The sequence below is a fragment of the Porphyromonas sp. genome (assembly GCF_030529325.1).
GTDB lineage: Bacteria > Bacteroidota > Bacteroidia > Bacteroidales > Porphyromonadaceae > Porphyromonas_A.
The window spans coordinates 43692-59569 of the sequence record NZ_JAUMXC010000003.1 but is presented as its reverse complement, the minus strand read 5'-3'; the positions used below and the strand labels follow the sequence as shown (position 1 = coordinate 59569).

Below are 15878 nucleotides of genomic sequence, written 5' to 3'. Positions count from 1 at the left end.
TGCCAAGATAACTGTTTTTTGTATAAAACAAGGCTCGCAATGGTAACTTTCTCTAAAGGGTGCTAATTGGAGTCGATCTTAGAGGTGGCTTTCGGGCCTGAAAAGGTCTGCATTATTTTGCGGATACAGCCAACTCTTACATAAATGCACAAAGGCAGTGACAAAACGTTTGTTTGCCACTGCCTTTGTGTACTTCTTACATGGGATCTCCGAGAAATTTGCGGAGGATTTGCACTTGGCGAGGTGTGAAGGTGCGCTTGCGGGAGTTCCAACCCGACTCAATGAGCGACCGATGCAGGTCGGGATACTCTCTTATATCTCTTCTCAGGTTGCGTGAAGCGACTTCGGGTAATACATCGACATAATAAAGTGTTGCAAGCTCTTTCACAGAGCACATTTGATTGATTGGCATGATTTTCATTGTTTTACTCATAAATACACTTGTGTTTTTCTAACTAATCTATGTTTTATTTGCTGCAAATGTAGTTATAAAATGTAACATTGCAAGTGTATGCTTAGAACAATTGCTATGACGTTACCCGTGAAGTAAGACAAGACCTCTCTTAAGGAATGAGAATATTTACTGCAAATGTGGTGCGATGAAATAAGATGCTCAATCCTCCAAACCGGATACATTAAAAACCTGTAATTGTGTTATTCTGTAATGATTCTCAGGTCTAATATATTTGCCAAAGTTTTAATTTGCATCTGATAATTCATCTATGCGAAAACTACTATTCTTCTGTGGGCTTTGCTCTGTTTTAGTTCTCAACACTCTGTCCTTGAATGCACAGGATCTCAGCAAGAAAAGTGCTGTACATTTAAATATTCGGGTAGAGTCCAGAGGTTTTGTCCTTTCCTATGAGAGGAATATTGTTTGACTTTTTCGATAAGAATCGCTTCAGTCTTAGAGTTTTTATCGGTTATGGTTTCAATAGCAGTAACTGAAGTGATAGAGGTGAAATAACAGAGCTCGGCATATTGCCCGGACGAAGTTGGAGATTGTCTACCTACTTGTCTTTTGAGGATCGAGAGAGCTCCAAGAGATCCGTCTACTATTTAGGAGACTTAAGCCAATACACTATCGGTATTGAAGCCAATGGGAGGTTTGGCAGGAAAAATCACTTCCTTGAAGTCTGCTATGGGACTGCGTTAGAATATTTCAGTCGTAATGTAAATCTCTACTCTTCCCGAAAAGAATTGGGGACCACCCAACCTATGAACAGCTCAAAAAAGCTAAGGGCAGCAAATTTTCCAACCATTATCATGTAAGAGCAGGCTATCGCTTTGGCATCAACAAAAGACTGATACTGGGCACAGGTCTTTCTGCCCACAAGTTGGAAGACTTTTTTACCCACTTTTATGCTGCAGATAAGAACATAATGCCTTACTTGTCCATTGGATATTCTTTCTGATATGACGGATTTCTGTCATTCAGAGTGACAGACTACTTATCAGTACATTGAAAAGGGCAATGTCAAAATCCTTATGATTCGACACTGCCCTCTTTGCATCCTTGTAACCTTATTTTGTTATGCCTCTTTTTAAGTATTGTTTTGTCGTTCGTAGAAATGCATCCTAATGGTTTATATCAGTTTCGTGCCCTACGAGGGATCTTGACTTGATAATCCATTGTGTGGGTATGTGAAAAAAGTCCTTTAAGACTGTAAGACAACGGTATAATAGGGCCGGTTGCTATTTCTTCAAAATACTTCTTAATCACATCTACTCCCCCGGTATCTACAGACGGTTCACTATATTTGTCAAAGGTCAAATACTTGAATGTCAATTTACTTAACATATCTTTTTGCTTTTCGCTTAGTGGCTCTTTTTGTGCTACTCTATGAACAATGATCCTGATATCTTGTTCGGGGATATCCGTCTTTACAAAAAGGAATCCTGTCCTGCCGTACCCGACCCAGTCAATATAACTTATTCGAGATGAGAAATCCTGATTCTGTGCTTCCTCCCTGAGTGCCAGTTCATGAGGAGCATCAAGCATAACACTGAATCTCCGCATATAGTAGGAGAATATATAACCTCTTTTACCCGATTGGATCTCCTCGTCAAGATAAGACTTCCCAAATAATAATCGATCCAAGTCGATGCCTAAGTTACCCATGCCGAGAAAATATAACTCTTCTCTACTTGAATAGTGTTGAGGTTTGTTTGAGTAATAAAATTCTCCACTTTCACTGAGGGTGTTGGTCGCAATGAATTTGTCCACAGCCTCCTCGACACCTTGGGCAGAGGGTCTCATCTTAACGCTTTCAAAACCAAGCAAAGAAGCGTACAGAAAAAGGGTCACTTCATCTTTCAGGTATCGGTTGAACTCCTCGACCTTGTTGGGCCTGGTCATGATGTGCGAGACCAGACTACCCGCAAAGACTTGTTCTCGGACATCTCTATTTATAAAGTTATGCACACCCTCAAAGGTATAAGTATAACCATCAGCGGTTTTTTCAACTTTTGTGTTTTTGATCATGACCGTTGGGAATACCTGCCAATCAAAATCCGGATATTTTTCAGCTTCTTGCCTTACATGTACTGATTTCTCTATCCCTTCTATACTCACCTTTATGACGGCTGACCTCTCATGTTCTGAAGTATTTGGGGCTGCATTGATGATGAGAAGATCAGAGCCACTCTCATTGCTCTTCTTTTTGATGGTGAGCCAAGGGGCATCGCTCTCGACGTGCCAAGACTTATCACCACCTATATAAATGGTATCTTGCGTTGCTTCTGACGAAAAATTGAGGGACTCTTCGCTCAACGTCAATTGTGGCAGAGGGGGCTCCACATTGTGGAGCTTCTTATCACACGAAAAGAGAATAACAATGCATGAGAGTAAGATAATACAATACCTTGTCATGATCTGCAAGTTGCTTTTTATTTTAAGGAATGAAAATATTTGCCACAAATGTAACATAATAAAGTAAAATGGTTAATACCCAAAATCAGGGATGTTAAAAAATGCGATTTAATGTTGGGGGAGTGTCACATACTTAGATATGAAAAATCTATACGAGGTCAGGGGGAAAAGTCGGGCGCGGTGAAAGGTATAGAACCTTCGAAATTCTCGTGCCTACCTTGATGAATGAAGTTGTCTAACTTGAGGTGTCAAGTTAGACAACCTTTTTTCTCGTTGTGTGGGGTGGATGGGCAGGGAGGACATGGGGCGATGTCGTGGGGAAGTTTAGGGAGATTTTTTGTAAGTTTGCATGATATGTCCCAGTGTCGCTCGGCCTTGCTGAGGTGAAGGTATGTAGGGGCTGAAGGACAGTGACTTGTAACGTTGTGATCGGGAGTCTTGGTCAAGAAGAGTCCCGACAGATATAATAAGAGATTAGGAGCTTATGAAAATAAAGAGGCCAGACTCGACATCGTTTGTGTTGATAGGGACTTTTGTGCTTACCTTGGGGATCATCTTCGGCTGTGCCAACAGGATCACTCCCGGAGGCGGACCTTATGATGAGACGCCTCCGAAGTTGTTGAAGGCTGTGCCCGTTGTGCGTGCGACCAATGTAAAGGGGCAGAAGTTCAATCTGTACTTCGATGAGTACATCAAGGTGAAGGATGTCTCCAAAAAGGTGATCATCTCTCCTCCTCAGATACAGATGCCTCGCATCACCGGGATAGGGAAGCGTGTGATGATCGAACTGATGGATACCCTCATCCCCAATACGACGTACACGATAGACTTCACCGATGCCGTGGTGGACAACAATGAGGAAAATCCGCTCGAAAACTTCTCGTACGCTTTCAGTACGGGGGATGTGATCGATACCATGGAGATCTCGGGTCATGTCATGGATGCCCGTACGCATGAGCCTATACAGAGTGTGCTTGTCGGTATCCACCCCGATACTGTGGATGCAAAGGCGTTCAAGGACACCACTTTCCTCCGGATGTCTCGCACGTCGGATCGTTCGTTTTTCGTAATGAGAAATATCAAGAACGGTCGCTACAAGGTCTTTGCCTTAAAGGAAAATGACGGTAACTACCGGTATGACAATCCAACGGACGGTATAGCGTTCCTCGACTCTGCCGTGGTTACGACTTCCATGATTGCCATGCGCAATGACACGATACGCAAGGACAGTATCACGATAGACACGATCATCCCTGTGCTATACACGAGATACCTGCCTGATGACTTGGTGCTGAGGTATTTTGTCGGCAAGACGGAGCGTAGATTCCTCAAAAAGAGGGAGCGAAAGGACTCTATGATGATCGAACTGGAATTTAACGACAAGATCCACAAAGCTCCCGTAGTACGTCCGCTGGGTCCGGACTCTCTCTTTGCCCGTCCTGACAGTGTCATCGGTCGTTGTGCGGTATCGGATATCTATGACAATAACAAGGTCTCCGTCTACCTCCTTGACAAGGGTTGGCAGAAGGCAGACTCTTTCCTCGTGTCGTACTACTCGGTGGACAGCCTCAATCTGCCTGTGCTGATGACGGACAGTCTCTCGCTGAGAGTGCCCAAGCCCAAAAAGGTAGACAAGCCCAAAGAGGATAAGCCCAAGGAAAAAAAGAAACCCAAGAAGTCCAAAAAGAAAGGTAAGGAGGCTGAAATAGAGGCTCCCGTAGCACCTGCCGACTCCATCGTACCTGCCGACTCTTTGGCTCTTGCCGGTGCCGGTGTTGAAGGTGAGGGCGCACTTGCTCCCGCCAAGGAAAAGGTGCCTTCGCCACTGACGGTAACCTTCACCCGAAGTGGTAAGGGTGGCGTCGTGGATTCGATGTTTTTCAAGACTTCGTTGCCGATAGACTCGACGGCTCTGCGGGGTATCAAGTTGTTCAGTAAAAAGGACTCGGTGCTGACCGAAGTGCCATTGACCCGCGTGGAGCTACTCCCGGGAAGTGTCACCAAGGGGTATCTGGAGGCTCGTATCGAATACAAAAAGACTTATGAGGTACACTTCGACTCGTTGCTCTTCGTGGATATGTCGGGCAATCATCTGGACAAGACTTCGGTCAATGAGTTCAAGGTGAAGGGTGCGAACGACTTCTCTCAGTTGGAGCTCGTGGTCTCTGGGGTGACCGGAGCAAAGGTCTTCGAACTCCTTGACGGCAAGGACAATGTCATCATGTCTGTCCCTACGGCAACCAACAGCGTGGTATTCAGAGATCTCGAGGCGGCAAAGTACGGTGTGCGTATGTTTGTCGATCGTAATAATAACGGTCAATGGGATGGTGGAGACTATGATCTGGGTCTGCAGCCCGAAGAGGTGTACTATTTCCCAAAGATAATAGAGGTGCTGAAAAACTGGAAGATGAAAGAAAACTGGGCGCCGAAAGCCGTACCTTTGCGCGAACAGAAACCAAAGGAACTGATCCAGGCTAAGTTTGAGGAAAAGAAGCGTAAGGATCTCAACAAGCGTAGGGAAGAGGAGATGCGTAATCGTCGCGGAGGCAACGGTGGCTTCGGAGGAGGCTTCGAGGGGGCGCTCGGCGGACTTCGTCAAGGTCTCGAATAAAGGGTAGGGCATCGCAGATCGGATATGAAGAGATTTTTGTATCTACTTGTATTTGTTGCTCTTTTCGTTGTGTCGGGTGGGAATGCTCAGACTTCCCTCTCTGTCTCCAAACTCCTTCCGGCAGAGAAAAGGATTTCGCCGGCAAAGGATCGAGGGAGCAGGTATGTCCCTTATGTCAATACTTCTGCCTTCTCTGCCATAGCCATACCTCTGCAGATATCGGTAGGGATGGGGAGTGTGCTGTGGGACGAGGATCAGAGCCTGAGGAGCTTGCGTCATCATTATATCTCCGACTTCCGTACGAGGGTGGATGACTACACGCAACTGTTCCCTCTTGCGCTCATGTGGGGCATGAGGATAGGTGGAGTGGGAGATACGCGTTCGGAGACCGTTTTGGAGTCTGTCGTCGCCCAAGCATCATCATTTGCTCTGCTTAGTTTGTTTACACTTGGGGGAAAGTACACGATCGGACGACTAAGACCCGATAACTCTTCGCGGAACTTTTTCCCCTCCGGACATACCGGCACGGCATTTGCTTGTGCTGCCATCCTCGATGCCGAGTACGGTCATCGTTATCCCTGGCTTGCAGCGGCAGGCTATGGTGTGGCTGCTCTCACAGGAGTCTCTCGTGTCGCCAATAATCGTCACTGGGGGACAGATGTGCTTACAGGGGCTTCCGTAGGTCCGTCTTCGGTGTACCTCGGTTACATGATTTCGGATCTTGTCTTTGGACGTAAGAGACCGGTGGAGTCTCACCCCACTGTGTCAGGAGAAGCCTCTCCATATATGTTGAGTCTCGACAATGGTCGCACAGGATTGTTTTCCCAAGTGGGATCTTTTACTCCCGACAGATTGACCCTTTCGCTGGGTTTGTCTGTGCGTGTGCCGATATACAGGCGTATAGGGGTTGTCACGGAAGCCAAGCTCATCAGGGCTGAAAATCGTGAGGTGCAGGAACACCTCAATGCCGGTGCGCTTCTCGTCGGGGGATCATACATGAGACCCTTGTTGGGAGATAGGGTATGGTGGGATGCCCATGCTCTGGCGGGCTATCTCTCTTCCGGTCGCATCACTCGCTTTAAGGAAGAGGTAAAGCCTGTAGTATCGATGGACAGACACACTTCCCAATCGTTCATGGCCAAGGTGGGGATGGGTGTGACTGTCGTGACGCACAATACGTTTGCCATGAGACTAAGTGGTGCTTATCTCTTTGCTCCGGATGCTGTCCCTTACGAGGGCGATGCCGGGAAAACCAATAAAGGCTATGAGGCCGTGCTCAGCCTTTCTTATCTCATCAATCCGTAACTGTTAAGAAGAAAAAGATATAATAGTATAAATATTATGTGTGCTAAGATTGCAGAGACGCCGATGATGTCTCAATACAATGCCATCAAACAACAACATCCCGATGCTATCCTGCTCTTTCGAGTGGGAGACTTCTATGAGACGTTTTCGACCGATGCCATAGAGGTGTCGGGGCTCTTGGGGATCACGCTGACAAAGAGGGCAAACGGATCGGCGAGTCATGTCGAATTGGCCGGCTTCCCTCACCATGCTTTGGATACTTACCTTCCCAAGCTCGTGGCACTCGGCAAGCGCGTGGCTATCTGCGATCAGATGGAAAACCCCAAGCTCACCAAGAAGCTCGTCAAGAGGCAGGTTACGGAACTCGTCACCCCGGGGCTGACAATGAACGACACCGTGCTCGTAGCAAATACCAACAACTTCCTCGCTGCGGTGACTCTCGGTGCAGGCAAGGCAGGTGTCGCCTTTTTGGATCTTTCGACAGGGGAATTTCTCACATCTCAGGGTTATGTCGACGATATCGACAAGCTCATCCACAACTTCAATCCCAAAGAAGTCCTCATCAAGAGAGGAACGGAACATGAGATCACTCGTTGTTTTGGAGACAAACTCAATATCTATCCTCTTGAAGACTGGGTCTTTACCGAAGACTACGGGCGTGATCGCCTGATGAAGCACTTCGAGCTACATCATCTCAAAGGGCTCGGTATAGAGTCCAATGTACTCTCCATCATCGCTTGCGGTACGATACTCTATTATCTCCAGGCTACCTGCCATGAGGAGCTCGGGCACATCACTTCGCTTCGAAAGATCGAAGAAGATCACTTTGTCCGCCTTGACAAGTTTACCCTCCGCAATCTTGAGATCCTCAACCCCATCACCGATGAGGGCGTCTCTCTCATCAACATCATGGATGCCACCCGTACACCCATGGGCGGACGGTTGTTGAAGCGTTGGGTCGTCTTTCCTCTCCTTGATCCGGCAGAGATAGCACGCAGGCAGTCGGCGGTGCAGGCCCTTCTCGATATGCCCGAACAAGCCTCCCAACTTGATGACTACCTCTCCGGTATCGGAGATATAGAGCGTCTGACCTCCAAGGTCGCCGTCTCACGTATCAACCCGAGAGAAATGCTGCAGATGGCAACAGCTCTTCGCCTCATGCGTCCGATCAAGGATATGCTCCATACTTCTACGGTGAGCGCTCTCAAAGATATTGCCATCACCCTCGATCCTTGTGATGAACTCGCTCGGAAGATCGAAGACTACATCAATCCCGATGCTCCCATTGCACTCGGCCGGGGAGCTGTCATCCGTGACGGTGTCAATGCCGAGCTGGATGCTCTACGAGAGATTTCCGGAGGGGGCAAAGACTACCTCATGCAGATACGTGCCAGAGAGGCTGAACGCACGGGTATTCCCAACCTCAAGATAGCTTTCAACAACGTCTTCGGTTACTTCATCGAAGTACGCAATACCCACAAGGACAAGGTCCCTGAGGACTGGATACGCAAGCAGACACTTGTCAATGCCGAACGCTATATCACTCAGGAACTCAAAGAGTACGAGCAAAAGATCCTCGGAGCGGAGGAAAAGATACAGGCCCTCGAAGCCGAAATCTTTGCCGGCCTGATGAATACCCTCGGGGGCTATATGCGAGTCTTGCAGAGCAATGCCCTTGCCATCTCCACCATTGATGTCCTCAACAGCTTTGCCAAGATCGCCAAACGCAACGACTACCACTGTCCGGTGGTCGACAATAGCGAGATCATCGACATCAAGGAAGGCCGACATCCCGTCATCGAACGCCTCTTGCCCGCAGGAGAGATGTACGTCCCCAACGATGTCTACCTCGATACCGACGGCACACAGATCATCGTCATCACCGGTCCCAATATGTCCGGTAAGTCGGCACTCCTCCGACAGACCGCCCTTATCACCTTGATGGCACAGATAGGGTCGTTTGTCCCTGCCAAGTCTGCACGTATAGGTATTGTAGACAGGATATTTACACGTGTCGGGGCTTCGGACAATATCTCTCGTGGAGAGTCTACATTCATGGTCGAAATGACGGAGTCTGCTGCGATCCTCAACAACCTCACACGACGCAGTCTCATCCTCATCGATGAGCTTGGCCGAGGGACGAGTACTTATGACGGTATCTCCATCGCTCGAGCTATCGTGGAGTATCTTCATGAGCACCCCAACGGACGTGCCAAGACCCTCTTCGCCACACATTATCACGAGCTCAACGAGCTTGAGAGCATCTACCCACGCATCCACAACTTCAATGTTTCCGTCAAGGAATGCGATGGTAAGGTCATCTTCATGCGCAAACTCATCCCCGGAGGCAGTGAGCACAGTTTTGGTATCCATGTTGCCCAACTTGCCGGTATGCCCCGCCCCATCGTGACACGTGCCGAGGAGATCCTCGAGACGCTCGAGACAGCAGCTGCCGAGATGCGTGCCAACGAGGGAATGTTACCCAAGGCGATCGACTCCGAAGAGGCTTTGTCCGAGCAACCTTACCAACTAAGTTTCTTCCAACTCGATGACCCTGTCCTCGGGCAGATACGTAGCGAGATCATCGGCATAGACATCAACAGTCTGACTCCGCTCGAGGCTCTCAACAAGCTCAACGAGATCAAGAAAGCTCTCACCGGAAAAGGCAACTGACCCTCAGCTCATATACTATACTCTGATGTGGCAGGATAGCCCTCAGGTATAGAGCCTTTGATAGAAGATCATACAGACAAAACCGCAGTATCGTAAAGTCTGACTTTACGATACTGCGGTTTTTTATTACTCTCACTCTACTTGTGCAGGGCAAAGAGAGTGTGTTTTTCCATGAACTGTTCAAGGTGCTGAAAAAGGTTGTCTAACTTGATGCGTCAAGTTAGACAACTTGATTCGGAAGGTTGTGCATCTGCTGATTTCGGGCTACCCGTTCCGGTGGGTTTGCCATTATGCCATGAGTTTGAGTCCCCGGGTGCCAATTTTATGTTAAAGGAGTGAGAAATGTTTGATGTTATGCTTTTTTTGAGCACCAATAGATTTTTTTTGACTGTTGGCAGATTAGACAAAATAATGTCTATTTCTTGCATATTATATTAAAATATTTCCATTTCTGTTTATGTGCTTTCATATTGGCCTTTCCGGGGTCTTATTTGCTTGATTTTCCTTTATAGATAAGTGTGTGGCGATGCTTTATGACTGTTGTTGAAACTGAAAATATTATTCATATTTGTGATAGGGAAATCCATAATACTTATTAAAATTGTGTAAATAAGTTTTGTTAGAGAAATCTTATTGAAAAGCAAGAGGTTTGCTTGTTGGAGATGGCAGGATGGATCCCCTTTTAGACCGATTCTCAGAGAAGGCATGAGCCTTCCGGAATACTGAAAAAGACGAAATCTAAATACTCAATATTTAATTAAACAGACTTACTATGAATGTAAATCACAATGTTTTTGGGAGAGTTGCCCTACTTGTGGGGGTCGCGCTTTCTTCTGCATTCGGCAGTATGCAGATCAAAGCAGAGACGCTCGCAGAGCTCACTCCTACCAAGGTGCCTATCCGTGAGAGCGCCTCACCGGATCTTGTTGTGGCAAACCATGCTCAGCAACCTCGAAAAGTCGCTGCTGTGGTCGGTAAAGTCTTGGATGAGGGAAAAAATCCCCTACCGGGAGCTACTGTCCGTATCAAGGGTGTGAGAGGTGGTGCATCCACCAGAGCAGACGGTTCTTTCTCGATAGCTATACCTCAAGGTCTCAAGGAAGTTGTCATCGAAGTTTCATATATAGGTATGAAGAAAGGCTCGGTGAAGTACACAGGTCAGGAGCCATTCTTTATCATCCTCAAGGAAGATAAGGGTGAGTTGAACGAAGTGGTCGTGACGGGTTATCAGAAGCTGAAGAAAAACTCGTTTACCGGTAACGCTACCGTCGTCACCAGAGATCAGCTCCTGAAGACCAACAACAAGAACGCTTTTGCTGCCCTTCAGACGTTCGAACCATCGTTCAGGATCTCAGAGGCCAAGACTTGGGGATCTGACCCCAACCGCCTTCCCGAGTTTACGATCCGTGGTGAGAGTAGTTTGAGCACCAGCCGCGGTATCGAAGCCGAAAATGCAAGACGTAACCAACGTACCGGTCTCAAGGACAATCCTAACCTGCCGATATTTATCTTGGATGGTTTTGAGGTCTCGGTGCAGAAGATCTATGACATGGACATGAATCGTATCGAGAGCATGACCATTCTCAAGGATGCTGCCGCGACTGCTCTCTACGGATCAAGGGCTGCCAATGGTGTCGTCGTCGTTACGACCATCCCACCACAACCGGGTGAGATCCGAGTGACCTATAACCTCACCGGAGGTATCGAGTTGCCCGACCTCTCCGACTACAACCTCGCCAATGCTGAGGAGATGCTCGAGATCGAGAAGTTGTCAGGGGCATATTCTTCATCCGACCCCGTGGTCCAATTGACCCACGATATCAAGTGGAACAATCTCGTCAATGAGGTGCGCCGTGGTGTGCGTACAGACTGGCTCGCTCAGCCGCTCCGCAACTCCTTCAATCAGGGACACAGTGTCAACATATCGGGTGGGGTAGAGAGTATCCGCTATGGCCTCGACCTCACATACAAAACGCACAACGGAGCGATGAAGGACTCGTATCGTGACAACTACGGTGTCGCTCTCACTTTGGACTACAGACTTGGTACCAAACTTCAGATCATGAACCAAGTGTCTTACAACCTTACCAGGACAGAGGACTCGCCATTTGGAAGGTTTGAAACCTACGCAAAGTTTAAACCCTATTGGACTCCTTATGACAACGATCACCAACTCGTAAAGAAGGTCGACCAGTATACCAACCCTCTTTACAGCGAGAGATTTTTGGGTAGCTACTCCGGTAGAGGCAATCTTCACGATATTACGAACAACCTGAGTGCCAATCTGTACTTCTCGGACTCATTCTACTTCAAGGGGCAGTTGTCTGTCTCTCAGACCAAGAATGACAACCAGAGCTTCGTAGATCCCAAGGATCCGAAGTACAGCGCAGAGCTTGACAGTACCAAGAAGGGATTCTTGAGTACGGATTTCTCTTCGTCTTTGAATTGGAACGTCAATGCGATGTTCTACTACAATAAGAAGTTTGGCGAACATTTCGTAAACGCTACATTGGGTACCAATATCCAGGAAACAAATAATCGAGACCTGAGAGTATCTTATACCGGCTTCCAGCTTAGCAACCTCAATGCGCCTGCTTATGCTGCAAAGCAGCTGGAGCCCAAGACACCTCAGACTACTTCACAGACCCGCCTGTTGGGTGTCCTCGGTGCGTTGAACTATTCGTACAAGGATATTTACATCGCTGACGGTTCGTTCCGTTTTGATGGTTCTTCACGCTTCGGAAGCGATAGACGTTTCGCTCCGTTCTGGTCAGCCGGTGTGGGTATCAACTTCCACAAGTACGAGTTTATGGAAGACAATCCTTACATCTCCCTATTGAGAGCCCGTGCTACTTATGGTCAGGTCGGTAACGTCAACTTCCCCGCATACGCTGCTATCTCTACCTATCGCACAGCTCCATACTGGTACGCAGGTATCCCTGCCAATACTCTCATAGCTCTCGGTAACCCTGCGATGACTTGGGAAAAGACAAATACACTGGATCTCGGTTTCTCTTTGGGACTCTTCAAGGACAGATTGACTCTCGAAGCCAACTACTACCGCAAAGAGACCAACGACCAGATCTCTCAGCTCAATATCCGTACTTCTTCCGGCTTTAAGACATATTATACCAACGCAGGTAGTGTCCTCAATACGGGGTACGAACTTCGCCTCAATGCCGTCCCATATCAGGACAAAAACTGGCGTGTGGCTATCAACGCTACAATGGCTGCCAATAAGAACAGGGTGACATCTCTCGGACAGGAAGCCGAACAGTACAACAAAAACATCCAGGACTTCCACAACAAAAAGATGCAACCCAATCTCAGCAGTAGCAGAACTCAAGAGGAAAGGGATGAGTACGAAAAACTTCTTTACATCCCATTGACTCAGTATTATGTAGGTGCTTCTACGACTGCTATCTACGCCGTGAGGTCGTTGGGTATCGATCCTTCTTCAGGTAGAGAGCTCTTCCTCAAGAGAGACGGGACTCCTACGTTCGTCTGGGATGCTGTCGATCAGATCGTGGTCGGAGATACCAGTCCTAAGGCTCAAGGTGCGTTCAGCATCAACGTAGGCTGGAGGAGATTTTATGTCAACGCCAACTTCCTCTATCAGTACGGAGGCCAACAGTATAATGAAACTCTCTTGAAGAAGGTTGAGCAAGCGGATATCTTGGGAGGTAACGTAGACCGTCGTATCCTCCTCGACAGATGGCAGAAGCCTGGTGATGTAGTGCCATTCTATGATATCGCTCTCCGAATCAGGACTCAGCCTACATCAAGATATGTGCAAGACAACAATTTCGTTGCATTCAGCGGATTCTCTGCAGGGTATGACTTTGACTCGAAGTTTACAAAGAGACTCCGTTTGACATCCCTTGGCATCAGATTCAACGCCAACGAAATAACTCGCTGGTCTACTATCAGACAAGAGCGTGGTACAAACTATCCTTATGCAAAGAACTACAGCTTTACGCTTACATTGGGAATCTAATAAATAAGTAATAACTATGAAATCATATATAAAAATCTTTGCCCTTCTCCTTTGTATAAGCTATAGCTCTTGCTCATGGCTTGACATCGAACCCGAAGGCGAAGCAACGGACAAAAAACTATACAAGACGGGAGATGGATACCGTACGGCACTGGCCGGTGTATATAGTCAGATGGCGAGTAGATCCCTATATGGCTTGGAACTCCAGTTTGGTTATATCGACTGTCTCTCTCAGCAGTATGACTGGACTTGGAACAGCAGAGGCTTCGGTCAGGACAACGCTTCTGTGTATCAGAGGATATCTTCGTTTGAATACCAAAACGATGTGGTGTTGAGGATGACCGATGCTATATGGGAAACCGGATACAATGCCATCGCGAATGCCAACAACCTCATTACTCAGGCGGAAGCAGCATCTCCAAGTCTCTTTGAGTACAAGGAAATGGAGCGTTCGATGATCCTTGGTGAAGCGTACGCTTGTCGTGCTCTGATGCACTTTGACCTTTGCCGACTTTTCACACCTGCTCCGATCGAGAATGACAACACTGTCCTTCTTCCCTATGTGAAGACTTATCCTGATATCCAACCTGAAGGCATAGATGTGTCTACTTATCTGGACAATGTCGTCGCTGACTTTGAAAAAGCAGCCGAACTCACTTTGGCATATGACACCACAGCTTTGGGTATGGGCTCCAATGCGAGTTGGAGAGCTCGTTTTGAAAACGAAAAAGAGTCCGGATTTGAGACTAAGTTGCCATCGGGAGAAGTCCCCGAATCTTTCTTAAAAAACAGAGGTTATCGCCTGACTCACCATGCCATCAAGGCTTTGTTGGCAAGAGTATATCTTTATATGGGTAACTATGACAAGGCCCTGGAGTACGCAACTTTTGTATGGGAAGCAAAGGCAAAAGGTATCGAAGGCTCCGGAAATGAAATGGAGATGTACAAGAATGAAGAATGGTATCATATCGCAGGGACCAATGACCCCGAACAAAAAAGATACCTCAGAATGCCATGGAGCATTATCTTTGCTCTTGACAACGAAAATGCATACAATGACTACAATATCGAGTTCCATTTTAAGAAAGTAGCAGAGAGAAACGCACCCGGACAATGGTTCTTGTTGGCACTCAAGAGACAAAACATATTTGAAAACAAGTCCACAAATGCAGATGAGTACGAGCAAGACTACAGAGGTCAGTCCATGCTGTTTACTCCGAACTATGACGGCTTCTTCGGTAGAGAGCCTCTTCACGTGTACTCTCTCAAGCTCTTCCCAAGTTCAAATACACTTGAGAGGAACAAGACTTTGAACAAAAGCCCTATCATCAGGACTTCCGAGCTCCTTTACATCATTGCAGAGTGCCACGCACGCAAAGGTGATTTTGCAGGGGCTTATGAGGTGCTCAACAGGTTGAGAGAGATGAGAGGCTTGAGAGGCACTCCACTTCCTGTCGCAGGTGACTTTGATACATTTGCCAGAGACCTCGTCAATGATGCTCAAAGAGAATGGATATCAGAGGGTCAACTCTTCTATCTGTACAAGAGACTTAAGTTCCCATGCGTCGGAGATCAAAATGAGAGACGTCCTATGAACAAGTCCGAGTACATGCCTCCGATACCTGTCAATCAAAACTTCTAATAACAACGGATCAAACTATGAAGAAATATATATTTACCATTCTATCCGTCCTTACCCTTTTGAGCACATACTCGTGCAAGGAGGAAGATCTGCTCGTGTTCGGTGAAGACAAGTATCTCTACTTCGAGAAGTTTTGGAAAGATGCTGTGGCTCCCGGTACAGAAAAGGCGGATTCGACCAGTGTGACTTTCTTTTTCGCCAAGCCTCAGGATGACAAAGTCTATGCAGAGCTGATTGTCCTCTTGGCGGGACGTCCATTGGAAAAGGACTTGAAGTTTAAGCTCAAAGTAGTGGACAACTTGACGACTGCTCTACCATCTGAGTATACGATCGCAGATTCGTACACCTTCAGGGCCAAACCTGTCGGAGCGAGAGAAAAGATGATCCAGGATACTATAAAGATACAGATCAATAGAAGTGAGAGACTCAATACCCTCGAGAAAGGCTACAAGCTTGCTCTTGCCATCCAAGAGGAAGGTGAGGTGAAGGTAGGTCAGACAGAGCGTTCTATCGCTATTCTGCACATCACGAAAGATCCTGTACGCCCATTGTGGTGGGATCGTGAGATCGAAGAAGGTCTTTTGGGACGTTATTCGACAAAGAAGTATCGTCTTTTCTTGGAGAATATCCCCGGAGCAGATCAGATCAATACCAACTTTATCAAGGATAATCCCGATAAGGTTCGTAAGATGGCTCTTGCTTTCAAGGAATGGCTTGTCAAAAATCCTCAGACCGAAGAGGATGGTTCGCCAATGACAGTCAAGGTGTAATCGTTTAA

The 15878-nt window shown here is 47.2% G+C and carries 8 protein-coding genes; 6 read left to right on the top strand and 2 right to left on the bottom strand.

The window, feature by feature from the left end; all coding sequences use genetic code 11:
• Positions 1 to 196: 196 nt before the first annotated feature.
• Complete coding sequence (locus tag Q4A14_RS01110) at positions 197 to 421, bottom strand: DUF4248 domain-containing protein (RefSeq protein WP_303169316.1); 225 nt, start codon at positions 419 to 421, stop codon at positions 197 to 199.
• Positions 422 to 1591: 1170 nt separating this feature from the next.
• Positions 1592 to 2872, bottom strand: coding sequence for a BACON domain-containing protein (locus Q4A14_RS01105; protein ID WP_303169314.1), 1281 nt, complete (start codon positions 2870 to 2872; stop codon positions 1592 to 1594).
• Positions 2873 to 3356: 484 nt separating this feature from the next.
• On the opposite strand from Q4A14_RS01105, the gene Q4A14_RS01100 reads away from it, so the two are divergent.
• The 6 genes from Q4A14_RS01100 to Q4A14_RS01075 all read left to right on the top strand — a co-directional run bounded on the left by Q4A14_RS01100 (position 3357) and on the right by Q4A14_RS01075 (position 15870).
• Positions 3357 to 5483, top strand: coding sequence for an Ig-like domain-containing protein (locus Q4A14_RS01100; protein WP_303169312.1), 2127 nt, complete (start codon positions 3357 to 3359; stop codon positions 5481 to 5483).
• 24 nt (positions 5484 to 5507) lie between these two features.
• Complete coding sequence (locus Q4A14_RS01095) at positions 5508 to 6788, top strand: phosphatase PAP2 family protein (protein ID WP_303169310.1); 1281 nt, start codon at positions 5508 to 5510, stop codon at positions 6786 to 6788.
• Positions 6789 to 6824: 36 nt separating this feature from the next.
• Positions 6825 to 9461 (top strand): DNA mismatch repair protein MutS, encoded by a 2637-nt coding sequence (gene mutS, locus Q4A14_RS01090; protein WP_303169309.1) that lies wholly within the window; start codon positions 6825 to 6827, stop codon positions 9459 to 9461.
• A 772-nt stretch (positions 9462 to 10233) separates the two neighbouring features.
• Positions 10234 to 13458, top strand: coding sequence for a SusC/RagA family TonB-linked outer membrane protein (locus Q4A14_RS01085; protein WP_303169308.1), 3225 nt, complete (start codon positions 10234 to 10236; stop codon positions 13456 to 13458).
• 16 nt (positions 13459 to 13474) lie between these two features.
• Positions 13475 to 15100 (top strand): RagB/SusD family nutrient uptake outer membrane protein, encoded by a 1626-nt coding sequence (locus Q4A14_RS01080; protein ID WP_303169306.1) that lies wholly within the window; start codon positions 13475 to 13477, stop codon positions 15098 to 15100.
• 17 nt (positions 15101 to 15117) lie between these two features.
• Positions 15118 to 15870: a DUF4843 domain-containing protein gene (locus tag Q4A14_RS01075; protein WP_303169304.1), complete on the top strand. Its 753-nt coding sequence runs from the start codon at positions 15118 to 15120 to the stop codon at positions 15868 to 15870.
• Positions 15871 to 15878 lie beyond the last annotated feature (8 nt).

Bases quoted from the DNA above. Each gene is read 5' to 3' on its own strand.
- Q4A14_RS01110 (WP_303169316.1), bottom strand. From the start codon at position 421: ATGAAAATCATGCCAATCAATCAAATGTGCTCTGTGAAAGAGCTTGCA.
- Q4A14_RS01105 (WP_303169314.1), bottom strand. From the start codon at position 2,872: ATGACAAGGTATTGTATTATCTTACTCTCATGCATTGTTATTCTCTTT.
- Q4A14_RS01100 (WP_303169312.1), top strand. From the start codon at position 3,357: ATGAAAATAAAGAGGCCAGACTCGACATCGTTTGTGTTGATAGGGACT.
- Q4A14_RS01095 (WP_303169310.1), top strand. From the start codon at position 5,508: ATGAAGAGATTTTTGTATCTACTTGTATTTGTTGCTCTTTTCGTTGTG.
- mutS (WP_303169309.1), top strand. From the start codon at position 6,825: ATGTGTGCTAAGATTGCAGAGACGCCGATGATGTCTCAATACAATGCC.
- Q4A14_RS01085 (WP_303169308.1), top strand. From the start codon at position 10,234: ATGAATGTAAATCACAATGTTTTTGGGAGAGTTGCCCTACTTGTGGGG.
- Q4A14_RS01080 (WP_303169306.1), top strand. From the start codon at position 13,475: ATGAAATCATATATAAAAATCTTTGCCCTTCTCCTTTGTATAAGCTAT.
- Q4A14_RS01075 (WP_303169304.1), top strand. From the start codon at position 15,118: ATGAAGAAATATATATTTACCATTCTATCCGTCCTTACCCTTTTGAGC.